This is a genomic window from Nonomuraea sp. NPDC048892 (genome assembly GCF_040649735.1).
Lineage (GTDB): Bacteria > Actinomycetota > Actinomycetes > Streptosporangiales > Streptosporangiaceae > Nonomuraea > Nonomuraea maheshkhaliensis.
Genome location: NZ_JBEZFZ010000005.1, coordinates 647165 through 671181, shown reverse-complemented (window position 1 = coordinate 671181; position 24017 = coordinate 647165). Strand labels below are relative to the sequence as shown.

At 72.4% G+C, this 24017-nt stretch carries 17 protein-coding genes; 6 read left to right on the top strand and 11 right to left on the bottom strand.

Going from position 1 to position 24017, the window contains the following annotated elements; translation table 11 throughout:
• Positions 1 to 63 precede the first annotated feature (63 nt).
• Positions 64 to 1041, bottom strand: coding sequence for an NAD(P)-dependent alcohol dehydrogenase (locus AB0C28_RS20375; RefSeq protein ID WP_358076326.1), 978 nt, complete (start codon positions 1039 to 1041; stop codon positions 64 to 66).
• Positions 1042 to 1141: 100 nt separating this feature from the next.
• On the opposite strand from AB0C28_RS20375, the gene AB0C28_RS20370 reads away from it, so the two are divergent.
• Positions 1142 to 3490, top strand: a complete 2349-nt coding sequence (locus AB0C28_RS20370; RefSeq protein ID WP_358076323.1) for a LuxR C-terminal-related transcriptional regulator — start codon at positions 1142 to 1144, stop codon at positions 3488 to 3490.
• Here AB0C28_RS20370 and AB0C28_RS20365 read toward each other — a convergent pair.
• A complete protein-coding gene (locus AB0C28_RS20365; protein WP_358076320.1) occupies positions 3485 to 4747 on the bottom strand; it encodes an MFS transporter in 1263 nt (420 codons plus the stop codon). The genes AB0C28_RS20370 and AB0C28_RS20365 overlap by 6 nt on opposite strands.
• A 212-nt stretch (positions 4748 to 4959) precedes the next feature.
• On the bottom strand, positions 4960 to 5937 hold the full coding sequence (locus AB0C28_RS20360; protein WP_357846888.1) for a threo-3-hydroxy-L-aspartate ammonia-lyase: 978 nt from the start codon (positions 5935 to 5937) through the stop codon (positions 4960 to 4962).
• Between the two features lie 348 nt (positions 5938 to 6285).
• On the opposite strand from AB0C28_RS20360, the gene AB0C28_RS20355 reads away from it, so the two are divergent.
• Positions 6286 to 7182 (top strand): alpha/beta hydrolase, encoded by an 897-nt coding sequence (locus AB0C28_RS20355; RefSeq protein ID WP_357846890.1) that lies wholly within the window; start codon positions 6286 to 6288, stop codon positions 7180 to 7182.
• A 390-nt stretch (positions 7183 to 7572) separates the two neighbouring features.
• Here AB0C28_RS20355 and AB0C28_RS20350 read toward each other — a convergent pair whose 3' ends face one another.
• Positions 7573 to 8724 (bottom strand): DUF418 domain-containing protein, encoded by a 1152-nt coding sequence (locus AB0C28_RS20350; protein WP_358076317.1) that lies wholly within the window; start codon positions 8722 to 8724, stop codon positions 7573 to 7575.
• An 882-nt stretch (positions 8725 to 9606) separates the two neighbouring features.
• Here AB0C28_RS20350 and AB0C28_RS20345 point away from each other — a divergent pair.
• Entirely contained in the window at positions 9607 to 10479 is an 873-nt protein-coding gene (locus tag AB0C28_RS20345; protein WP_358076315.1) for a hypothetical protein, read from the top strand.
• Positions 10480 to 10609: 130 nt separating this feature from the next.
• Entirely contained in the window at positions 10610 to 11356 is a 747-nt protein-coding gene (locus AB0C28_RS20340; protein ID WP_358076312.1) for an ABC transporter substrate-binding protein, read from the top strand.
• A 219-nt stretch (positions 11357 to 11575) separates the two neighbouring features.
• Here AB0C28_RS20340 and AB0C28_RS20335 read toward each other — a convergent pair whose 3' ends face one another.
• Positions 11576 to 14329, bottom strand: coding sequence for an AAA family ATPase (locus AB0C28_RS20335; protein WP_357846898.1), 2754 nt, complete (start codon positions 14327 to 14329; stop codon positions 11576 to 11578).
• Between the two features lie 102 nt (positions 14330 to 14431).
• Here AB0C28_RS20335 and AB0C28_RS20330 point away from each other — a divergent pair, with 102 nt between their 5' ends.
• Both AB0C28_RS20330 and AB0C28_RS20325 read left to right on the top strand, forming a co-directional pair.
• Positions 14432 to 15046, top strand: a complete 615-nt coding sequence (locus tag AB0C28_RS20330; protein WP_358076309.1) for a LysE family translocator — start codon at positions 14432 to 14434, stop codon at positions 15044 to 15046.
• Positions 15047 to 15051: 5 nt separating this feature from the next.
• Positions 15052 to 15600: a TetR/AcrR family transcriptional regulator gene (locus tag AB0C28_RS20325; protein WP_357846902.1), complete on the top strand. Its 549-nt coding sequence runs from the start codon at positions 15052 to 15054 to the stop codon at positions 15598 to 15600.
• 90 nt (positions 15601 to 15690) lie between these two features.
• Here the strand turns inward: AB0C28_RS20325 and AB0C28_RS20320 are convergent, their stop codons facing one another.
• Genes AB0C28_RS20320 through AB0C28_RS20295 form a run of 6 tightly spaced genes read right to left on the bottom strand, consistent with a single transcriptional unit; the run spans position 15691 to position 23954 of the window.
• The gene (locus AB0C28_RS20320; RefSeq protein ID WP_358076306.1) at positions 15691 to 16887 is read right to left on the bottom strand and encodes a hypothetical protein; all 1197 of its coding nucleotides are present in this window, start codon (positions 16885 to 16887) and stop codon (positions 15691 to 15693) included.
• A 9-nt stretch (positions 16888 to 16896) separates the two neighbouring features.
• Entirely contained in the window at positions 16897 to 17277 is a 381-nt protein-coding gene (locus AB0C28_RS20315) for a Rid family detoxifying hydrolase (protein ID WP_106236840.1), read from the bottom strand.
• A 9-nt stretch (positions 17278 to 17286) separates the two neighbouring features.
• On the bottom strand, positions 17287 to 18363 hold the full coding sequence (locus AB0C28_RS20310; protein ID WP_346114331.1) for an alanine racemase: 1077 nt from the start codon (positions 18361 to 18363) through the stop codon (positions 17287 to 17289).
• Positions 18364 to 18409: 46 nt separating this feature from the next.
• A complete protein-coding gene (locus tag AB0C28_RS20305) occupies positions 18410 to 20020 on the bottom strand; it encodes an amidohydrolase family protein (RefSeq protein ID WP_358076303.1) in 1611 nt (536 codons plus the stop codon).
• 8 nt (positions 20021 to 20028) lie between these two features.
• Positions 20029 to 23274 carry a DUF4153 domain-containing protein gene (locus tag AB0C28_RS20300; protein WP_358076301.1) on the bottom strand — a complete coding sequence of 1082 codons (3246 nt, stop codon included), beginning with the start codon at positions 23272 to 23274 and terminating at the stop codon, positions 20029 to 20031.
• Entirely contained in the window at positions 23271 to 23954 is a 684-nt protein-coding gene (locus AB0C28_RS20295) for a response regulator transcription factor (RefSeq protein ID WP_357846910.1), read from the bottom strand. Before AB0C28_RS20295 ends, AB0C28_RS20300 begins: the two co-directional genes overlap by 4 nt.
• Between the last annotated feature and the right edge of the window lie 63 nt (positions 23955 to 24017).

Here is a 24017-nt window from a genome sequence, read left to right as displayed (position 1 = left end):
TAGAACGACAGCCTGGACTGTGCAATCCAGACTGAACAGCCTGGGCTGTCTATTCGGTCACGTTCACACGGTGATCACGACCTTGCCCCTGGCGTGCCCCCGTTCGAGATAGCGGACCGCCTCGGCCGCCTCGTCCAGCGAGAACGTCCGGTCGATGACCGGCGTGACCCGGCCCGACTCGATCAGCCCCGTCATGACGTCCAGATCGTCCGGGCTCGCCTCCGCCAGGAAGAACGTCGCCCGGGGCAGCAGCATGACCTTGGCGACCCCGAGCAGCGGGCCGATCCACTGGCCCTTGGCCGGCGCGCCCGCGACGAGGACGCCGGTGTCCGCCAGCACGCGACGGTTGGCGAGCAGGCCGTGGTTGGCCACGAGGTCGAGCAGCACGTCATACCGCCCGCCCGTACGGGTGTAGTCCCGCTCGGTGTAGTCGATCACCTGGTCGGCGCCGAGCGAGCGGACCAGTTCGACGTTCCGCGTGCTGCACACCCCGGTCACCTCGGCCGCGCCCAGCGCCTTGGCGAATTGCACCGCGAACGTCCCCACGCCGCCCGCCGCCCCGTTCACCAGCACCCGCTGCCCGGCCTTGAGGCCGCCCTTGTCGCGCAGCGCCTGCAAGGCGTAGACGCCGGCCACCGGCACGGCCGCGGCCTGCTCGAACGTCAGCCCGGCCGGCTTCCTGGCCAGCCAGCCGTCCTGGCGCAGCGCGGCGTACTCGGCGAAGCCCGTCCTGCCCGGGGTCAGGTCCATCGCGCAGCCGCCGTACACGTCGTCGCCCGGCACGAACCGGGTGACCTTCCTGCCCACGGCCTCGACGGTGCCCGCCAGGTCCGCGCCCAGCCCGCTGCGCTTGGGCCGGCGCAGGCCCATGTCCAGCCGGGCCACGTACGGCGCGCCTCTCATGGCGTGCCAGTCCAGCGGGTTCACCGAGGCGGCGCGGACGCGGATCAGCACGTCGTCGTCCCCGACGGCGGGCATGTCCGCGTCCTCCAGCCGCAGCACGTCGGGTGAGCCGTAAGCGTGGTAACGAATCGCCTTCATACGATCAGCGTGAGACGCCGCCCTTGGCTGGATAAATCACGTGAATTCGTGATTGCGAGGCTCCGGCCGGGCCCGGGGCGGTAGTAGTGTCCGAGCCACCATGGCCAGACCGCCGCGCCGTACGGGCAACCTGCCCGCCGAGGCGACCAGTTTCGTGGGCCGACGCCGTGAGCTCGCGGTGATCAGGCGCAAGCTCTCGGAGTCCCGGCTGGTCAGCCTGGTCGGTCCCGGCGGGGTCGGCAAGACGCGGCTGGCGCTGCGGATGGCGGGCGATCTCGGGCGCGGGTTCCCCGGCGGGGCGTGGCTGGTCGAGCTGGCCGAGGTCGGCGATCCCGGGCTCGTCGGCGACGCCGTGACGGCGGCCCTGGACCTGCGCACCCAGACCGCGGCCGAGCCGGTGGCGCTGCTGCTGTCGTACCTGCGGGACAAGCGGCTGCTGCTGGTGGTGGACAACTGCGAGCACCTGCTCGGAGCCGTCGCCCCGCTGGTGGCGGAGGTCATGCGGGCGGCCCCCGGCGTACGGGTGATCGCCACCAGCAGGGAGCCGCTGTCGGTGCCGGGCGAGCACGTGGTTCCCGTACCGCCGCTCGACCTGCCGCCGCCCGCCCGCGCGCCGCTCGCGGAGCTGCGGCGGAACGAGGCGGTCAGCCTGTTCGCCGAGCGGGCCGCGGCCGGCTCTGGCACGTTCGAGCTGACCCCGGCGAACCAGGCCGCCGTGGCCGACCTGTGCCGCCGCCTCGACGGCCTGCCGCTGGCGATCGAGCTGGCCGCCGTCAGGACGCGGGTGCTGTCCGCCGAGCAGATCCTCGAACGCCTCGACGACCGGTTCGGGCTGCTCACCGGGGGCAGCCGGGCCGCGCTGCCCCGCCATCAGACGCTGCGCACCACCGTCGACTGGAGCCACGACCTGCTGGCGGCGGGCGAGCGGGCGCTGCTGCGGCGACTGTGCGCGTTCGCCGGCCGGTTCACGCTGGAGGACGTCACGGCGATCTGCGCGTACGGGGACGTATCCGCGGCGGGCACGCTGGACCTGATGGCCTCGCTCGTAGACAAGTCCCTGGTGATCAAGGAGGACGCCGGGGGGCTCGCCTGTTACCGGCTGCACGAGACGATGCGCGAGTACGCCGTGCTCAAGTTGCGTGCGGCGGGCGAGGAGGAGTTCCTGGCCCGGCGCCGCAACGATCACTACATCGGGCGCTGCCTGGAGTCGGCGCCGCGGGTGCGGCAGCGGCTCGGCGAGTGGCTCGCGTGGATGGACCTGGAGATCGACAACGTACGGCACGTGCTGCGCGACTGCGTGACGCGGGGGGACCTGCGGGTCGGGGTCCTGCTGGTGTACTCCCTGGGGTACTACTGGATGACGCGCGGGCTCGGCGAAGGTGTGCGGTGGTTGGACGAGCTGCTCGCGTACGGGGGCGGCGGTGCGCGGGAGTCGGGCTTGGGGCCTCAGGAGCTGGCGCTGGCCTGGTACATGCGTGGCTTTCTGGCTGTACTGCAGTCCGATCCGGCCACGGCGCGACCGGCGCTGGACAGGGCCGTGGACGCAGCGGGGACCACGGCCGGGGCGGACAGGGCGGGCGGGGCGGCCGGGATGCGGTCCGTGCTGGCGCAGTCGTTGTCGCTGACGTCGATGGCGGCGGCCATGGCCGGGGACCGGCCGGCGGCGGCGCGGCTGGGCGAGCGGGCACAGGCCGCCACCGAAGGGCTCGGCGATCACACCGCCCTGCTCATGTACCTGCAGTCGCGCGCACTCACCGGTCTGCTCGGCGGCGACCTCGCGACGGCCGGATCGGCGGCGGAGGAGGGCGTCCGCCTCGGCCGCGAGACCGGCGACCTCTACAGCCTCGGCATGATGCTGCTCAACCTGGGCGCGACCAGGCTCATCGCGGGCGCGCTCGACGAGGCCGGGCCACTGCTGGCGGAGGGGCTGCGGGTGGCGTACCGGATCGACGACCGGGTCGGACAGTACGCCCTGCTCTACGCCCTGGCCTGCCACGCCGCCGGCACGGGACGGGCACGACCGGCCGCACGGCTGCTGGGGGCGGCGGAGACCGTGCGTGCGGGGACCGGCGCCGACGTCCTGCCCTACCTCGCCCCACTGCTGGTCGAGGCGGGGAGGTCGGCGCAGGCGGCGCTCGGGGAGCCCGGGTTCGACGAGGAGTTCGCGACCGGGGCGGCGCTGGACAGGGACGCCGCGGTCGCGCTGGCACTCGGGGAGCCCGCTCCCGGCGCCGCCCAGGAACCGTCGGATGAGGGCGCGCCGCCACTCGGCCGGCGGGAGTCCGAGGTAGCCCGGCTGGTCGCGGAAGGGCTCAGCAACAAGCAGATCGGGGCGCGGCTGTTCATCTCCGAGCACACTGTGGACAGCCACGTACGCGCGATCATGAACAAACTGGGGTTCAACTCGCGAGCGCAGATAGCCGCATGGACGGCCACCGAACGATCATGAATCCCGCCGCGTGCCCGGCGCTGCGCCCGGTGGCGTGCTCGGTCTCGGGCTCGATGGCGTGCGTGGCAGCAGCAACGCCGCCGCGCACATCACCGCGGCCGCCGCGTACAGCGCCGACCGGGTGCCCGCCCACGTCGCCACGAGGCCGCCGAGCAGGATGAACAGCGGCTGCGTCACCGTCGTCGCGAACGACCACAGCGCCGCCACCCTGGCCATCAGCTCGTCGGGAGTCTGCCGCTGCCGGTAGCTCGTCATGGTGGAGTTGGCCGCGCCGGCGAACAACAGCACCATTCCGAACCCGAAGCCGCACATCAGCAGCCCTGGCACACCGGGCACGGCGGCCGGGATGAGGAAGTACCAGGGCCCGCGCACCATGCTCGCCCACCACAGGGCCCGCACGTCACCCAGCCTGGCCACCAGCCGAGCCGCCGCCCGTGCGCCGATGAAGCCGCCCAGCGACGGCACACCCATGATCAGCCCGTACTGCCAAGGCTCGAACCCCAGGTCGCGCAGGTAGAAGACGGCCGACACCGACGCCCCCATCGAGCTGGCCCCGGCGAAGGTCACCCAGCTGACCAGCATCGGCCGCAGGGCCGGATGCCGCCAGGCGAAGCGCCAGCCCGCGAACAGCTCCTCCCGCCGCGACGCGCGCCGCTCCCGTACGGGCGGGGCCGGCTCCGGCGTGCGCAACGCCCTGATCGCCGACGCGCTGACCAGGAACGACACCGCGTCGATCACCAGCGACCCGGCCGCGCCGAACAGCCCGATCAACGCGCCGCCCGCAGAGGGCCCCGCCGAGACGCTGAGCCAGCGCGTCGACTCCAGCCGGCTGTTGGCCTCGACCAGGCCCGGCCCCGTGACCAGCGCCTTGAGGTGCGCCTGGGAGGCGGCGGTGAACGCGATCTGGCACGAGGCGTTCACGACGGCGATCACGCACAGCTGGGCGAAGGTCAGCACGTCCACGGCCGCCGCGACGGGAACGCTCGCGATCGCGGCGAACCTGACCACGTCCGTCACGATCATGATCGGCCGCTTGCGCCTGAACTCGACGTGGGCGCCGAGCGGGAAGGCCAGCAGCGCGGTCGTGACGGCGGTGAACGCAGCCAGCAGCGCCACCTCGAACGCCGACGCCCCGACGACGGTGACGGCCACCACAGGCAGGGCCACCATGCCCACCGCCGACCCGAGCTGGCTGACGGCCGTCCCCGCCCAGAGCCGCCGGAAGTCCCGGCCGGACGCCGGGCGAAGAGAGGACATCCGGCCCATTCTGCCGCAACCACGAACAAGTCGATCAGCCGAACGGGAGACCGCACGAGCAACCCGACCGGCGACCGCACAGGAGGCCGAACGGGAGACCAGACGAGCAACCGGACCGGCAACCGGACCGGCGCCCGCACAGGCAGCCAGACGAGCAACCGGACATGGAGCCGGACCGGCGGCCGGGCCTCAGCCGATCATCGGTGGGACGATCAGCCGGCCGGGGTGGCGCACAGTTCGGCGAAGCGGCGGGTGTCGATGTTGCCGCCGGAGACGATGAGCCCGACCCTGCGCGGCAGGTTCCCGGCCCGCCCTGCCAGCAACGCGGCCAGCGGGGTGGCGCCGCTGGGCTCCATGACGATCTTCATGCGTTCGAACGCCATCCGCATGGCCGCGCGGATGTCGTCCTCGCTCACGAGGGCGACGTCGTCCACCAGGTGCCGGTTGATCGAGAACGTCAGCTCGCCCGGGATCTCGCTGGCCTGGCCGTCGGCGATCGTGCGCGGGATGGGGATGGACACCCGCCGGCCCGCGCTCAGCGACCGCTTGGTGTCGTCACCGGCCTCCGGCTCCACGCCGATCACCCGGATCCGGGGCAGCACCCCCTTGGCCGCCGTGGCGCTTCCCGCGATCAGGCCGCCGCCGCCGATCGGCACGAGCAGCGCGTCCAGCTCGCCGACCTCCTCGATCAGCTCCAGGGCCGCGGTGCCCTGGCCGGCGATGACGTGCGGGTGCTCGTACGGGGGGATCAGGGTGAGCCCGCGCTCGGCGGCCAGCGCCTCGCCGATGGCGACCCGGTCCCCGCTGTAGCGGTCGTAGGTGACGATCTCCGCGCCGTAGCCGGCGGTGGCCTCCCTCTTGGAACGCGGGGCGTCCTCGGGCATGACGATCACCGCCGTGCTCCCCAGCTCACGCGCGGCCAGGGCGACGGCCTGGGCGTGGTTGCCGGACGAGTACGTGGCCACGCCCTGCTCAAGCTGGGCCGGAGTCAGGCGGGAGACGGCGTTGTAGGCCCCGCGGAACTTGAACGCCCCGATGCGCTGCAGGTTCTCGCACTTGAGGAAGACCTCGGCTCCCACCAGGGCGTCGAGCGTACGGGAGCGCAGGACGGGGGTCCGGTGGGCGACGCCCTTGAGCCGGGCGGCGGCGTCGTGGACGTCACCGAGGGTGACCGGCAGCGCGTTCGGCATGTTCTCTGTACCTCCCAGTTGATCACCGAAGACATCCCTATATCACCACTATTTCCGGCATCGGTGGAGAAATTCTGGCAACAGGGAGGCGTACCCGCTCCTCAGCTATCGGCGAAATGGCGCGGCAGGCCCCGTCCTCCGGGGATACGGCACGCGGATCCACCGGGCATCAGCCCCTGGACCTCGGGCCCCGCGACAGCGTCCTGAGCGGTACGGTCAGCAGCCTTCACCACATTTCGCCAATTACTATTAATTAATCACCAGGAAAATATTCGTTCGGAAATCCAGCCGAGTGGCGATAGCGTTTGTCATCCGTCCTTCCGCCCGTCGAAATCGGGAGACACAACGATGATGAGCGAGGAAAAGGCGAAGAATGTCGGTCCGTCCAGGATCGAGATGACCTACGAACGCTTCGGCGACCCCCAGGCCCCGCCCGTCCTGCTGATCATGGGCGCCGGTGGTCAGCTCATCCACTGGCATGAGGACTTCTGCGCCGAGTTGGCGGGCCTCGGCCACCACGTCATCCGCTTCGACAACCGCGACGCCGGCCTGTCCACCCACTTCCACGACGCGCCGCCGCCCGACCTGCCGGCCGTGATGGCCGGCGACCTGTCCTCGGCCTCCTACACGCTGTCCGACATGGCGGGCGACACGGTCGGGCTGCTCGACGTGCTGAGGCTGGACAGCGCCCACCTCGTCGGCGCCTCGCTGGGCGGGATGATCGCCCAGACGGTGGCGATCGAGCATCCCGCCCGCATCCGTTCACTGACCTCGATCATGTCCAGCACCGGTGCACCCGGGGTGGGCGGGCCCACGCCCGAGGCGCTGGCCGCGCTGGCGGGGCCGCCGCCGGAGGGGCGCGAGGCCGTGATCGAGAGCTGGGTCGCGGCGTTCCGCGTCATAGGCTCGCCCGGCTTCCCCACCGACGAGGCCGAGGTGCGTGAGCGCGCCGGGATGGCGTACGACCGGTCCTACGATCCCGTCGGGATGCTGCGCCAGGCCGTCGCGGTGCTCGCGTCGGGCGATCGGACCGCCCGGCTCCGTACGGTCGGCGTACCGACGCTGGTGCTGCACGGTGCCGAGGACGCGATGTGCGACGTCAGCGGCGGCAAGGCGACGGCGGCGGCGATCCCCGGGGCGGAGCTGGTGATCATCGACGGCATGGGGCACGACCTGCCCAGGCAGTTGTGGTCCGACACCGCCGCCCACATCGCCCGCCTCGTCCACCGCGTCGAGACCTGCTGACCACCCGCCAGCCCGCAGACGGCACCACGAAGACGGCTCTTCTCTCTTACCCCGGACAGGAGACAACCGGCGCCCGGACCTGAGCCGCGGGGTGGAAATGCCCGCCGAGCAAAGCGCCGTCCCGCAGCAAGACCGCGCTCTGCTCGGCGGGGATCATGGTGACCCGCGGCACGGGCCTGCCCAACTGATCCGTCCTCGGCAGTCGGTCGGCGCTGTTGCTCTGTGCCGGAGATCGGCCTGTCGCGCAGGCCCTCGTGCTGCGCCACAGGCCGCCGGCACGGCTACCTGTCCGACCTCCTGCCAAAGGATGCTGCACTCGTAGAGAGCGGGCGTATAGGGAGAAATACCGGTTCGCCGCAAAGTTCCGGATCAAATTCCGGCGGGCACCGATCAGGCCCAGTTCGTTACGCGGCGGAGCACGTACTCGATCGGTCCATAGCGGTGCGAACGCAGCCACATCGCGCTCAGCCACAGCAGCAGCGTGTAGATCAGCGCGGCCACACCCATCACGGCGAGCGGCGACAGTCTGCCCGCCAGCCCCAGCCCGTACCCGGTGAAGATCAGGCACGCCAGCACCGACTGGCCCACGTAGTTGGAGGCCGCCACCCGGCCGGCGGGGGCCAGCGCGCGCCCGGCGGCGGGGAAGCGCCTGATCACCCGCAGCAGCGTGGCCACGTAGGCGGCGGCCAGCAGGATCGAGGTGACGGTGTTGAGAGCGGTGCCGGCCAGCTCCCACGGGCCCGCGCCGCCGGACGTCCACGCGAGCAGGATCCCGCCGGGCACGCCGATCCCGAACCCGGCCCACTGGATCCTGGGCAGCACCCGCGCCCACCGCTCGGTGTCCTCCAGCAGCCCGCGCTTGCCCGCCGCCAGCCCGAACAGGAACATGGCCAGCGCCATCGGCCCCTGGAACAGCCAGACCATCGCCACGATGGGCGGATAGAGCTCCAGTTGCAGGGTCACGAAGTCGAGCGGCCCACCGGTGGCCAGACTCAGCGTCCTGGCCGCCAGCGCCGGGTCGGCCGCCGGGGCCTGGCCGACCGTCGGGTCGAGCGTGGACAGCCAGGCCAGCGCCCCGAGCAGCAGGGTGATCACGCCGACGATGGCGGAGCCGGTGACGACGGCCGTCCTCGGCCTGAGGTTACGCATGGCGAGCAGGGCCAGTCCGAGCACGGCGTACAGGGTGAGGATGTCGCCGATCCACAGCAGGATCCCGTGCAGCACCCCGATCACGAACAGCCCCAGGCACCTGCGCAGGGTCCTGGCCTTCACACTCGCGCCCGCCCGTTCCGCCGAGCGCATTTGCAGCGTGAACGAGTAGCCGAACAGGAACGAGAAGATGATGTAGAACTTCGTCAGCACGAAAGCCGTGATGGCCAGGGCGACGGGGCCGTCCGGGATGGGCATGCGGCCGTCCGCCACGGCGTAGCCGGGGTCGGCGAGGAAGCCGATGTTCGCGACCAGGATGCCGGCCAGGGCGAATCCCCGCACGGCGTCCACCTCGTGGATCCGGGTGCCGGGAGGCGTGCGTAGTTCCGTCATGGGCCGAAGCTACGATCGGCGCGCATGCCGCGACATCAGACCTTGGTCTCCGCCGAGTCGACCAAAGCATTCCCGCCAGCACGCTGACCCACTATGACAATTGGTGGGGTACTTGAGGCAGAAGGTAATAGCCTGCCCCACAATGGGGGGATGGCATACCCTCCGCAGCCACCCCAACCCCAGCCGTACCAGCCAGAACCCTGGGACGGCGCACAGGGCCAGGCTGCGCCGCAAGGGTACGACCCACCCCAGCCCCCGGCCCCGCAGCACCCGGCTTATGGCACCCCGCAGAATCCGACCTACGGCGCCCCGCAGCACCCGGACGGTGCCCCGCAGAATCCGGCCTACGGCACCGCCCAGAATCCGGACTATGACACCCCGCAGCACGCGGGTTACGGCACCGCACAGCACCCGGGCCACGGCACCCCGCAACCGCCGGTCTGGGGTCCTCCGCAGCACCCGGCCTACCTGTCCCAGCAGGACCCGAGCCAAGGCTGGCCACCTGCCGCTCAGTCCGGTAACGGCCCGTCCCACCCTCAACCCGACTACACCACACCACCGAGAGGGTCCGCCGCCCCCGGCTACAGTCCCTCACCGACCACCTCGGGACACCACTGGGGCCCACCGCCGAGCCAGCCCACCACCCCACAACCAACTGGCTGGGACCCGCAACCAGGCCAAACCACCACGCCACAACCCGCCTGGGACCCGCAGCCAAGACAAACCGCCGCCACCCAGCAATCCGGCTGGGACCCGCACCCAGGACAGACCGCTGCCACCCAGCACGGATACGGCCCCTCCCCAGCCCAAATCGCCACCAATCAGCCCGGATACGGTTCACCGTCGCCCCATGCCGCCGCCACCCAGCCGGCCTACGCCCCTTTGCCGGGTCAGACCGCGCCCGCTCAGCAGGGCTACGGCAACCCGCCGTACGCCGGCCAGCCGGGCGGTGGGCCGTTCCAGCAGCCGCCGGGCTATGCGCCCGTACCGGCGACCCGGAAGGGCAACAGCGGCCTGATCATCGGGCTGGCCATCGGCCTGGCCGTGATCCTGCTCGGCGGCGGCGCGGTGGGCGCGTTCCTCTACCTGAACGCGCCCGGCCCCACCACCCCCGTAGCCCTGCCCAGCGACGACCCCGCCACCTCTCCACCGTCGCAGCGCCCCGAGCCGACGGACCCGCCCGCGTCCGCGACCCCGGACCCCACGACCCCCGACCCCACGACCACGCCCAGCAGCAAGCCGACCAGCTCCGCGTCCGCCTCGACGCAGGTGCAGCCCGGCTCGCCGCTCACCCACAGCGAGTTCAAGGACTGGAACTTCGCCCTGGGCGGCGTCAAGTTCCGGGCCGACAAGGTCGGCGGCTGGACCTACCCCTCGTGCGCCCCGGTGGACGGCGAGGGCAGCGTACTGACCAGGAACAAGTGCGAGAGCGCCGTCCAGCTCGCCTACTCCGCCTACAGCGGCCACATCAAGGCGGTGCAGCTCCTGATGTCGTTCCCGAGCGAGCAGGCCGCCAAGACCGCCGCCACCCGCCTGGCCAAGCTCACGTCGAACGCGGTCAGGTGGCGCCAGAACGCGACCCTCACCAACTACTCGTACGGCAAGATCCTCTCGGGGGCGTCCAAGAACTACGTGGTCGTCACGATCGTCACCGCCGACAGATCGGCCCGCTCCCTGGCCCCGAACTTCCACGCCTACCTGCAAACCGACCAGGCCAGCTACTTCCTCCTGCGCGACAAAACGATCACCAGCTGAGCCCTGCCCGGCACCCCACATAGCCATCCCGCCTCCACGTTCCCCCGCGCCCATCACCACGGCACGGAGACCCCCGGGTCTCACCGCCACCACACCTGGCGCTCACCGCCACCGGGGCATGGGGACACGCATGCGGTCGGGCGCGGTCGTGAGCGCGGTCGTGAGCGCGCTCGGCGTGCCGGGCAGGCGGGGAGATCGTCGCCGTGTCCTGCCTGGACACCCGCACGACGCGATCGAGGAGCTGGAGGAGACGGTGAAGCTCGTCCTGCCCACCCGCCCGCTCACCCCCGAACAGGCACGGACACCGGTGTCCCAGCTCAAAGGGCACACCATCGGCGTCAACACGCTGAACAACATCGCCACCCTCACCATGAGCGCCCTGCTCAAGCCCGTCGGGCTCGCGCCGCAGGACGTCAAGTTCATTGAACGGCCCTTCCCCGAGATGGCCGGGGCGCTCGACAGCGGTCAGGTGGAGGTGGCGTTCCTGCCCGAGCCGTTCAGCCAGGCGGCGGCCGGTCAGTCGGGGGCGGTCGCGCTGGCCGAGCCGTTCGCCGGGCCGCTGGCCGACTTCCCGATCGCCGGCTATCTCACCACGGAGACCTTCGCCGCGCAGAACCCGAAGGTCGTCGCGGCCTTCCAGCGGGCCCTGCGCAAGGCCGCCGAGCTGGCCCTGTCGAACCCGGCCGAGGTGGCTCCCGCCCTGGAGAAGTACACCAAGATCGACCGCGCCACAGCCGCCACGATGAAACTCGGCGGCTTCGCCACCGCCGTCGATCCGGCGAAGGTGCAGCGAGTGGCGGACCTCATGCTCGAATTCGGCTACCTGAAGCAGAAGTTCGACGTCACTTCGCTCATCGCGCCGGCCCCCGGCTCCTGACCAACCCCCCGACCCGCGACTGGACGCGGCTGCCCCTGCCGTGGCGGTCGGTGTGTGGGTGCGGGTCGGTGAGGGTGTGGGTGAAGGTCGGTGTGGGGGCAGGTCGGTGTGGGGGCAGGTCGGTGTGGGGGCAGGTCGGTGTGGGGGTGCAGGGTCGCGTCAGTCACCCGCTACCGGGCGCGGTCACCCTCACGAGCCGCCACCCGCGACCGGGCGCGGTCAGTCCAGCAGGCCTCGTTGCCGGGCTGTCGCCGCGGCCTGGGTGCGGGTGGAGACCGTGAGTTTGCCCAGGATGTTGGACACGTGCACGCTCACCGTCTTCTGCGCGATGAACAGCCGCTGCGCGATCTCCCGGTTGGTCAGCCCCTCGGCCACCAGCCGCAGCACCTCGACCTCCCGCGCGGTCAACCCGGCGTCACCCGCGCCGTCGACGGAACCGGCGCCGCCGAACCGGGCCCGGCGGCCGAACTCCAGCAGGGCGTTCTCCAGCGGCACCGCCCGCAGCTTGCCCGCCGTCTCCCTGGCCGACTCCCACTCCGCCTGCGCGGACTCCCGGTCGCCGGCCGCCAGCAGTGCCTCGGCCAGGCGCCACCTGGCCCGCGCCGCCTCGTAGACGAACGCGACGTCGAACGTCTCCACCACCCGCCGCCACAGCGCCACGTCGAGCCGCCCGTGCACGCGCTGCCATTCGGCCTCCACCTGCAGCTCCCAGGCCCGCCCCTCGAGCCCCATGTAGCCGCCCTCGCCGGCGGGCCCGGCCTTGAGGGTGGCGTGGGCGTGGGCGCGCAGGTCGTCGGCGCCCTCGGTGGTGCCCAGCTCGGCCAGCGCCCACAACCCGATGGCGATCGGCCGCAGCGCGCCCACGTCGTCGGGGTCGATCACCGCCAGGACCGCGCGCACGTGGTCGAGCGCCGTCGCCGGGTCGCCGTGCCACAGCGCGTGCTCGGCTGCCAGCGCTCTGGACATGTAGGCGGCCAGCGGGTCGGACCAGAAGGGCCGCAGCAGGGCGAGCCGCCCCTCGACCGCCGGCAGGTCGCGCCCGACCTCGACGAACAGCGCGAACGACGACAGGATCGCCTCCGGCACGGTGCCGACCCGCGCGCCGAAGCCGGCGGCCATCGACTCGGCCTGGTCCCACTCGCCGGCCGCGTAGTGGATGAGGAAGCGCAGGAAACGCAGGTCGGTGCCGTAGGTGCTCCATTTGAGCCCGGTCTCGAACGCCATCCGGATGCCGTCGTCGGCCACCTCGGCGGCGCGGGCGAGCAGCCCCTGCTCGTAGTGGATGCGGGCGTGGTTGAAACGGGCCCGCAGGTCCATCGCCAGGTCGCCGGTGCGCCCGGTGGAGGCCGCCTGGAGCAGCGCGTGAGCCCGGTCGAGGTCGCCGCGGAGCTCGACGAAGCTGGCCAGCGACACCAGCGCGCCCACCTCGGCGTCTCTGGCCCCGGCCGCGCGGGCGGTCTCCAGCGCCCGCTCGGCCAGCGGCTCGACCTCCTGGTGCCGCGGCGACCACAGCAGGGTGCGGGCGTGTGTGGCCAGCGCGCGGGCGAGCGCGACCTGGTCCTCCGCGCTCGCGACGGCCCGCTCGGCCGCGGCGATCGCGGCGTCCTGGTCATTGGTCTCGTAGAGGTAGTAGGCCAGCCGCTCGCACACCTCGGACGTCGGCGGCAGCGCGCGCAACCGGACGACGGCCCGGTGGTTGTCGCCGCTGTCGGCGGCCATGACCGCGCTGCGGAAGGCCAGCCCGGCCCGGCTCTCCCCGGCCAGCCGTTCGGCGTCGTCGACCCGCTCCCACAGGCTCAGCGCCCGGTCGTAGTGGCTGTGGGCCTCGGCGGGCGCTCCGATCCGCTCGGCCACCCGCCCCGCCTCTATAGAGGCCCGCAGCGCCCCGGCGAGGTCATGGCCGGCGAGATAGTGGTGGGCCAGCTCGGCCGGCGAGGTGAGCAGGCGGGCGAACGCGGTATGGAGCCGGGTGCGCTCGCCCGGCAGCAGGTCGGTGTAGACGGCCTCCTGCAGCAGCGCGTGGCGGAAGGCGTAGCCGTGGCCCTGGACCCTGAGCAGGCCGCGCGAGACGATCTCGCGCACCGCCTCCTCGAACTCGGCCAGCGGCAGCCCCGACACCTCGCGCAGCAGCTCGTCCTCGACCCGGCGCCCGGCCACGGCGGCGGCGCGCAGTACCCGCTGCCCCGCCTCGGAGAGCACCTCGACCCTGGACATCAGCAGGCTGGCCAGCCCGTCGGGCAGGGCGTCGCCCTCGGCCATGGCCGCGAACAGCTCCTCGGCATAGAACGGGTTGCCGTCGGCGCGGGTGACGATGAGACCGAGCCCCTGGGCGTCGACCTCGCCCAAAGTGGCGACATAGTCGGACATCTCGCCGGTGCCCAGCGGCCCCAGCTCCACGTTCATCACCGTGGGCAGGCGCTTCAGCTCGGCCAGCACCGATCTGAGCGGATGGCGGCGGTGCAGGTCGTCGGTGCGGTAGGTGCCGGCGACGCAGACCCGCTCGCTCTGCACCATGCGGCTGAGGAAGACCAGCAGGTCGCGGGTGGAGCGATCGGCCCAGTGGAGGTCCTCGATCACGAACAGCACGGGCTGGAGCTCGGCGAGCAGCCCGAGCAGCGAGCCGAACAGCCGCTGCTGGGTGAGCCCGGCCGAAGGCGGGCTCTCGGTGCCCGGCAGCAACTGGCCGAGCAGGGGATGGGCGGTGGCGGCGGCGCGCACGGCGGGCTCTGCCCCGCGCAGCGCGTCGGCCAGCGGCAGGTAGGGCAGCGAGTCGCCGAGCTCGGCGCACTGGCCGACCAGCACGTTGAAGCCGCGCTCCTTGGCCCGGACGGTCAGCTCGGTGACCAGCCGGGTCTTGCCGATGCCGGCGTCTCCACCGACGAGCGCCACCCCGGCCACGCCGTCGGCGGCGGACTCGAGCACCCGCACGAGTCCGGCCAGCTCAGAGGAGCGCCCGACGAGAAGACCGTTCACGCCATGAAACTATGCCATGTCGCACCGACAACTGATTGGTCCAGTCATCCGGGACGGGATTGGCCCTGACCGGAGGACCAACGCCGTCCTACGCTGCCGTTCGTGATACCTCCCGCGACTTTAGCCCTCTTCGTGACGGCCTCCATCGCCCTGGTGCTCATCCCCGGCCCCAATCACCTCTACATCACCGCCAGAGGGCTCGCCCAGGGCCGGGCGGCGGGCCTGGCCAGCGCGCTCGGCGTGGAGGCCGGCACGCTCGTGCACATCGCGGCCGCCGCCGCGGGCCTGTCGTATGTGATCTCTCAATCGGCCACGCTCTTCGCGGTCATCAAGTGGGCCGGCGTCGCGTACCTCGTCTACCTGGGCGTCCGATCGTTCACCGGCAAAGACGCCCGCGCCGGACGGCCGGAGCCGCAGCCGCTGCGCAAGGTGTTCCTCGAAGGCATGCTGGTCAACGTGCTCAACCCCAAGGTGGCGCTGTTCTTCGTGGCGTTCCTGCCCCATTTCGTGGACCCAGGCGCGGGTTCTCCCGCGCTGCAGATGGCCGTGTTCGGCCTCACGCTGCTGCTCCTCGGGCTGATCTCCGACCTCGTGTACGCCGTCGCCGCCGGCGCGCTCGGCCGCCGCCTCGACCGGGCGGCCAGAACGCTCCGGTACGTCAGCGGCGTCGTCTACCTGGCCCTGGGCGTGGCCACCGCGTTCGCCGGGAGAAAATGAGCCCCATGGCGCCCAGGAAGCAGCAGGAGATCTTCGACGCGACGTTGCGGCTGGTGGCCGAGAAGGGCTACGACGGCCTGACCGTCGAGGGGGTCGCCGAGCGCTCCGGCGTCAACAAGACCACGATCTACCGCTGGTGGCCGTCGAAGGCCGCGCTGCTGGGCGCCGCGCTAGTGGAGTCCGACGTGCTGGGCTTCGCGGCGCCCGACACCGGCAGCCTGCGCGGCGACCTGGTCGCGCTGGTGGAGGGCATCAGACGGCTGCTGACCGAGCGGCCCGCCGCCGACATCGCGGTGGCCGCGCTCGCCGCCGCCGTACGCCATCCGGAGCTGGACGGGCGCCGCTTCTTCGCCGACAGGTTCGCCAGGGAGCGGGAGATCTTCGAACGGGCGGCGGTCAGGGGTGAGCTGAAGGAGTCGGCCGACCCGATGCTGATCGTCGATCTGCTGGCCGGAGCTGTGTGGATGCGGGCGGTCTTCAGGGACCTGAACGTGAGCGACGACTTCGCCGCCGAGGCGGTCACGGCGGTCCTGGACGGCGTCCGCGCCGGCTGAGCGCCGTTCGGCCACGGGCGGGCCAGGAAGCGCCGCAGGTCAGGAAGCGCCGTGGGTCAGGAAGCATCGCCGGTCAGGAAGCACCGCCGGTCAGAGTGACTCCGACAGCGCCGCCGGGATGCGGTCGAGCACAGGATGCGGCGCCAGCCCGTACGCGTAGAAGTCCACGGCCAGCGCCCCGGCCGCCTTGGCCCCCCGGGCCTTGGCCACCAGCCGGTCGGCGGAGTCGCTGTCGGGGTAGCCCGGCCGCAGCACGGCCCGCACCTCCCGGTCCTTGCCCACAGACCGCAGGTAGGCGCCCACGTCGTCGGCCACCCGCGCCGCGTCACGCGCGTACGCCAGCACCCCGAACGCCGGCACGAGGTCGCCGAGCGCCACCAGGTCGACCCCGAGCTGCCAGGCGTCATGGGCGGCCAGTCCCGGCGTGGGCAGCCCGTCGGTGTAGCCCTTGACCGCGCCCGTCGAGTCGATGAAGACCAGTTTCGAGCCCTCGTCGGCCACCGCGGAGGCCACCTCGGACACCAGCGTGGTGACGGTCTCGGAGCGGGCGCGGGCGTAGGCGACGACGTCGGGCCCCGCGTACGCGGTCAGCGCCGCCCTGGTCACCTCACCCTGGGCCGGCGGGTCGCCGTCGAAGACGCCGCCGACGATCCTGGCGCACTCGTCGCGGGCCACTTCGGCGTTGACGCCCAGGTCGGTGGCCCTGTGCATGCAGTAGTCGCAGAAGCAGAGCCCGAACAGGTAGGCGTCCATCGGCCCCAGCGGCACGAACGAGCGCTGCGGCTTGAGCGGCCTGAAGTGCAGCGACTCGGCCACCACGCTGTCGACGCCGAGCCTGGCCACCGCCCTGGCCAGCGCGACGGCGTATTCGCGCACGTCGGGGTGGGCGGGGCACAGGTCGGTGAGCGAGCCGCGGTCGCCGAAGCAGTCGCGTACGGTCACATCGGGGTGGCGCTCGCCGAGTGTGGCGTTGCGCAGGAAGACCGTCCACCCGTGGAGCTTCATGGACCGTTTCGCGCACGCCTCGCGCAGCCCGTCGAACGCGTCGAGGTGGCCGGGCACGGGGGTCAGCCTGAGCCCGTCGAACAGCTCGGGCGGCGGGACGAAGTGGGCCCCGTCGTGGCGCAGGGTCAGCCTGGACAGCCCGTGGGGGGTGACGTCGCGGGAGGCGTGGTGCACGGCGCCGACGGTGATGCCGCGCACGCCGTACGCGCTGATCCTGTCGAGCACCCGCTCGACGCCCTCGCCGCGCAGGTCCTCGACGAAGACGTACACCGAACTGTCCACACCACGACCTTAAGCGCTCTTGTGCGCGACGAAGTCGATCTCCACGAGGATGTCCATCAGCTCGGACCCCACGGTCGTGCGGACCGGGTAGGGCTGGTTGAAGTACGACTTGTAGACCTCGTTGTACGCGGCGAAGTCGCGCTTGAGGTGCTGCAGGTGCACGGTGGACTTGACGACGTCGTCGAAGCCGAGGCCGTGCGCGGCGAGGATGGCGCCGAGGTTGCGCATGACCTGGTGCGTCTGGGTGGCGACGTCGGTGCCCACGACCTCGCCGGTCTTGGGGTCGAGCGGCCCCATGCCGGAGGTGTAGACGAAGTCGCCCACCACGAGACCCTGCGAGTAGGCGCCGACCGGGGCGGCGCCTTCGGTGGTCCTGAGCTCCTTTTTCACGAAATCTCCCTAGAACTTAGTGCTAATCGTGCCTACGACACGGTAGTCCCGGTCCACCAGCGGCAGCAGCCGCCACTTGTCGAAGGCCGTGCACGGATGGGAGATGCCGAAGGCCAGCAGGTCACCGGGCTTGAGCCCGGTGGCGCGGACCACGGTGTGCTGGTCCTGCATCTTCACGATCGTGACCCCGCCGCGGCGCGGGATCGGCAGGCCCTCGTCGTAGGGCGCGTCCCGCTTGCCCATGCCCACGATGGCCAGCCCCGGCTCGGGGGTGGACAGCACGTGCGCCCACACCTCCAGCGCCGGGCGCAGCTCGCCCTCGATCCGGTTGAACGGCGTGCGCTCCCGGTAGAAGCCGTCGTCGTGGGTGACGTAGGCGCCGCTGCGCAGCAGGATCCTGGCCTGGGTGGCGACGAGCTCGCGGCCGATCACGTCGAACCACTGGCTGCCGCCCACGGTGAGGATGGGGTTTCTGACGCGCAGGTGCTCGACGGCCTCCTGCAGCGAGCCCAGATAGTCGCGGACCTCGTCGGAGGACTTGAGCCCGCCCTCGTATCCGGCGACCCCGGCCAGCTCGACGCCGGGCGTCACCTGCACGTGGGCGGCCAGCTCCAGCAGCTCCTTGACCGACCTGCACCCGGCTCTGCCGCCCTCGTGGCCCAGCTCGACCAGCACCCGGAACGGCCGCGGCCCGGCGTGACCCGCCAGGATGTCGACCCCGGCCGTCGAGTCGGCGAAGCTCAGGAACTCGAACTCGGGATCGCGCTCCAGCTCGTGGGCGGCCCAGGTGAGCCCCGCGGGATCGACCACCTGGTTGGCCACCATGATCCGCCGGACCCCGAACCCCCTGACCGTCTGGGCCTGCCGGGGCGTCGCCACGGTGAGCCCCCAGGCTCCCGCGGCGAGCTGCATCGCGGCGATCTCGGGCGACATGTGCGTCTTGGCGTGGGGCGCCAGCTCCATGCCGTGATCGCGGGCGAACGCCGCCATCGTGGCCACGTTGTGCGCCAGCGCGCCCCTGTGGACCAGCATGGCGGGAAATTCGAGCCCGCCGTCGAAGACCGACTGGCCGAGGTTCGCCGGCACAACACCCCCTTCGTCCGCGTCCGACCCTATCCGACCGCCCGGGCGCTCAGGGCCGGAGCGCCCGCCCGGGGGTGGCCCCGGTGAGCTCGCCTCCGGCCAGCACGCGCACCCCGGAGACGAGCACGTCGTCCACGCCTTCCGCGAGCGTGCGCGGCTCCTGGTACGTGGCCAGGTCGCCGACCACATCCGGGTCGAACACCACCACGTCGGCGGCGAACCCGCGGCGCAGCAGCCCCCGGTCGGTCAGCCCGAAACGCCGGGCCGGATGGGACGAAAGGTGCGTCACGGCCTGCTCCCACGTCCAGTCGCCCAGCTCCCTGACGTGCCGGCCGAGGAACCTGGCGAACGCCCCGAACCCGCGCGGATGCGGATGGCCGCCTACGTAGATGGCGTCGGAGCCGCCGGTATGAGACGGGTGGCGCAACATCCTGCGTACGGACTCCTCGCCCAGCGGGCCCTCGTCGGGCCTGGCCGAGACCACGCCGGCCTCCAGGTTCGTCTCCGTCAGGAGCCGACGGCAGAACGCGGCCGGATCCGTCCCCGCCCGCCCGGCCGCCTCGGTGATGGTCAGCCCCTCGGCCCACTCCAGGCCGGGCGCGTGGGAGACGGTCAGCCGGGGCCAGGTCGAGGCCAGCGTCGGCCACCAGTCGTCGAGCGCGCCGGAGCCGATCATCTCCACGGCCCGGCCGGGCTCGGCCCCCGGCACGGACGGCGGCAGCACGATCATGGCCAGGATCGTGTTGCCGCGCAGGTAGGGGTAGGTGTCGAAGGTGAGGTCGACGCCCTTGCCGAGCGCCTCCTCGACCAGCGGCATCAGCACGTCGGCGGGCCCGTGCAGGTGCGAGACGTGCACGGCGGCGCCCGAGCGGCCGGCGATGTCCACGACCTCGGCCATGCCGACCCCGGCCCGATCGCCGTAGGCGCGCATGTGGGTGACGTACGGAAGCCCGCCGAGCGGGGCGCACAGGGCGGCCAGCTCCTCGGCGGTGGCGTAGCCGCCCGGCAGGTATTCGAGCCCGCTCGACAGCCCGGCCGCGCCCTCCGACAGCCCCCGCTCGACGTGACGCAGCATGCCGGCCAGGTCGGCGGGCGAGGCGGGGTCGGGCGACGGGCCCATGACGTCGTAGCGGATGGTGCCGTGGGGCAGCAGGTAGGCGGTGTTGAGCGCCACGGCGCGGTCGTAGCCGTCGAGCAGCTCGCCCACGCTGAGCGGCCCCTCACCGAGGTCGGGCACCGGCCCGCCACCGGCCGCACTCCCCGGCCCGCCGTCACGCTCCGGCCCGCCATCACGTCCGCCGTCGCGCTTCAGCTCGCCGTTGACGGCGGCGAAGTAGCGGGAGACGTAGGCGACGGTCTCGGCGGAGCCCGGCGCGTACGACAGCCCGTCCTGCCCCATCACGAACGTCGTCACCCCCTGCCGCAACGCGGCCAGCTGCACGCCGGGGTCGAACACGACCGCGTCACCATGGGAGTGGCAGTCGACGAACCCGGGCGCGACGAGCCGCCCCGTCGCGTCGATCACGCTGCCCGCCGTCGCGCCGTCGAGCCTGCCGACCGCCGCGACCCGATCCCCCTCGATCGCCACATCCGCCCGGTACGGCGGGGCGCCCGACCCGTCGAGCACCCGCCCGCCGCTGATGACTACGTCGAAGCTCACCCCAAGATTCAATCAGAGCGGGGCAAGTACGCCGGAGCGCATCCCACGCCGTTCACCACGGGCCGCTCGGCCAGCAGGTCGCGGGCCCTGGAACGGGCCAGGTTCCAGCCGTTCCACGGGTCGGGCCGGTTCAGCCGGTTGGTCGCGATCACGTCCGCCAGCACGCAGCTGCGCTGCGGCTCCGGCAGCCGGTCCAGAGCCGGCACGGCCTCCGCGCCGAGATCGCCGAGGTAGTCGGAGTCCATCTTGGTCACGCCGCGCACCTGCACCTGCGACTCCGCGACCCGCAGATCGGGGTTGACCATCGAGAACGCCACCAGCCCCAGCCCGGTGACCAGCACGATCGTCCTGGGCAGCCAGCCGGACTGACGGCCGGTGAGCCGGGCCGCGCCCGCCAGCAGCACCAGGGCGAACAGCGCGCCCAGCCACCACACGGTGGCCTCCACGGACAGCCGCAGCCGCGACAGGCCGTAGGCGTCGGTGTAGAGGTTCATCCGGTGCAGGGCCGAGGCCAGCACCACCATGGTGAGCCCGCAGAGCACGCCGAGCAGCACCGCCAGCAGCCAGCGCTCGGCCCGCTCGACCCTGAGCAGCCCCGCGGCCACCGCCACGATGCCCAGCACGAACACGCTGACCACCACGAGCTGGAAGAACCCCTGCCTGGCGTACTCGGCGTAGGTCAGGCCCGCCGTCTTCAGCACCAGCGTGTCACCGCCGAACAGCGCCGTGATCTGCACCGCCACGAACGAGGCGAACAGCATATTCACCGCCGTGAGCGGCACCGCCCAGATGCTCCGGCTCACCCTGAACCTCGTCCCCGGCCCCACCGGGTCCACGACCGGCCGCAGCGCGACCAGGACCACGGCGGCCAGCAGCGCCGCGAACAGCACGAACAGGAAGATCCGTCCCGGAAGCGAATCCGCCCAGGCCGGGGTGGTGGTCAGCCGCTCCACGTACGAGGCGAAGATCGCGTCCGCCGAGGCGAACAGCAGCCCGAACACCAGCAGCAGCACCGCCGTGATGCTCAGCGCGATCACCATGGGCATGACGCGCCGCCGCGCCGTCAGCCGCTTGAGCGGCCCGGCCAGGAACCACGGCACCGGGCCGAACGCCAGCAGCACCGACATCCCGCCCCTGATCACGCCCACCCAGCCGGCGCCCGCTCCGGACACCGCGAGCGCGCCCAGCCCGGCCCCCGCCACGAGCAGGATGGCCACCAGCCAGTCGGCGTCCCGCACCGCCGCCATCGAGATCAGCCAGTACGCGGTCAGCCCGAACGCCAGCGTCCACGGCGTCATCCGCTGCCTCATCGCGGGCAGCGCCGCGCCGCCCACCACCATCGCGACCAGCACGATGCCCAGCCCGACCTGCGCCTCCGGCAGCGCCACCGCGGCGAACACGCCGGCTCCGGCGGCGGCCGGCAGCAGCCAGCGCGGCGGATCGGGCACCTCGGGCCTGGGGAAGAGCGGCGGCGGCACGTAGGCCGGCGGCGGCCCCATCTGCCCCCGGGACGGCTCCCCTCCCGAAGCCCCAACGGGGGTGCCGGCCGGAGTACCGGTGCGCAGGCCGGCCTGGCTCGCCCGGTACGCCTCCATCGCCCTCCTTCCGGACCCCGCTCCCAGAGAGGCGCCGAGGGCTCCTATGAGCGTGGTGCAGCCGATGAGCGTCACCAGCGCCGCCCCGTCCCCCACGGCCACGCTGGCCAGGACGGCGGCGAACATGCCGACCAGCAGCCCGACCAGCAACCCGACGGCGCCACCACCGACCATCCGCCCCAGACCACCGGCGAACGGCTCGCGCGGCGGCGGATAACCCGGGATCCCCACAGGCGGCATCCCTCCCCCGCCCGGCGCGATCGGCCAGGCGTTGCCCCCGGCCGGACCGGCCCCGGCAGGGCCACCACCACCCGGAACCTCGGCCCGCACGACCGCCGCGCCACTCCGGCCGGCCGCCGTCGCGATCTCCGCACCCACACCCGCACCCACACCCGCGCCCACATCCGGGCCCGCGCCCACAAGGGACGCGGCGCCGGTCGCCGGGACCTTCTCACCGGACACACCGTCCGGCGACGCACCGGCCCCGGCGGGTTCAGGCTCACCCGCCGTCAGGACCGGACTCGCCGGCCCGCTGGACGCGGGCACCGCGTCAACCGGTTGCCCGGCCGGGTCGGGTGCGGCGGCCCCCGCCGCCTCCCCCGCACCGGCGGGCAGTGGCCGTTCCACGTCCCCCGTGTCGCGTCCACCCTCTAATGGCGCCTCAGCCATCGTCGTCCTCCCTGGTAGATCGACGACCATCCGGCAGCCCGCACAGTCCTCGATGCGAATGGATCCCCCGTGCAGCTCGACGATCTCCTTCACGATGGCCAGCCCCAGCCCGGCCCCGCCGGAGTCGGCCGCCCGCCCGGCGTCCAGCCGGGAGAAGCGTTCGAACACGCGTGCCCTGGCCGACGCCGGAATGCCGGGCCCCTGGTCGGCGACCTCCATCCGCACCGAGGCCCCCGACGCCGCGGCGCGGATGACCACCTCGCCCGAGGGCGGGCTGTGCCGTACCGCGTTGTCGAGCAGGTTCGCCAGCACCTGGGCGAGCAGGTCGGGGTCGGCCCGCACGACCAGGTCGGCCGGCACGGACGAGCGGATCACGACGTCCTCGCGCGCCAGCGACGCCTCGCGCACCGCCTGCTCGATCAGCGGCGCCAGCTCGACGGCCTCGGCCTCGATCGGGCGGGTGCCGGAGTCCAGCCGCGACAGGTCGAGCAACTGGGCGACGAGCCGGCCGAGCCGCTCGGTCTGGGCGAGCGCGGTGCGCATGGTGACGGGGTCGGGCGCGGAGACGCCGTCCACCACGTTCTCCAGCACGGCGCGCAGCCCGGTGATGGGGGTGCGCAGCTCGTGGCTGACGTTGGCGACGAGCTCGCGCCGCTGCCGGTCGACCTCGCCGAGGTCGGCCGCCATCGCGTTGAACGCCCTGGCCAGCTCGCCGACCTCGTCGCGGGAGGTGGAGTTCACGCGCAGGGTGTAGCTGCCCTTGGCGATGGTCTGGGCGGCGCTGGCCATCTGGCGCAGCGGCTTGGTCATGCCCATGGCCAGCACCTGCACCATGATCAGCGCCAGGACGACCGCGACCGCGATGCGCGTCTCGCGGGAGAGCCCCGACTGGATGCCGACCTCGTTCACCACGAACGCGGTCCCGACGGCCAGCACGATCACGATGCCGAGCTTGACCTTGATCCGGCCGAGGAAGTCGAGTGGGTTCATCGCCGGACCAGGGCGTAGCCGACGCCGTGCACCGTGCGCACGACGTCGGAGCCGAGCTTGCGGCGCAGCGCCCGCACGTGGCTGTCGACGGTCCTGGTCGCCGCGGCCTCGGAGAAGCCCCACACGTCGGACAGCAGCCGATCGCGCTCGAAGACCTGCCCGGGGCGTTCGGCCAGGCGGCGCAGCAGGTCGAACTCGGTCCTGGTGAGCTGGGCCTCCGCACCGCGCACGAAGACGCGGCGCGCGGCGGTGTCGATCTCCACCTCGCCCACCCTGATCACGGTGTCCTCGGCCGCGAGCTGGGCCGCGCGCTCGACCCGGCGCAGCAGCGCGTGAATCCTGGCTACCAGCTCACGCATGCTGAACGGCTTGGTCAGGTAGTCGTCGGCCCCTACCCCGAGCCCGACGAGCACGTCGGTCTCCTCCCCCAGCGCGGTCAGCATGAGCACGGGCACGGGCTTGGCGGCCTGCATCCTGCGGCACACCTCCAGCCCGTCCATGCCGGGCAACAGCCGGTCGAGGATCACCAGATCCGGTTCCGCGCTGCCGTACTGAACAAGGGCGTCCTGCCCGTCGCCGGCCACCCTGACGTCGAAGCCCTCGGCGGCCAGCCTGTTCCGTACGGCGAGCGCGATGGTCACGTCGTCCTCGACCACGAGAATGCGTCGCTGCTCTGCCACGTACGAAAGACTACGAGCGCCCTGTGCAGACGACACTCCCCGATTCGTGCACAATCCGTGCAG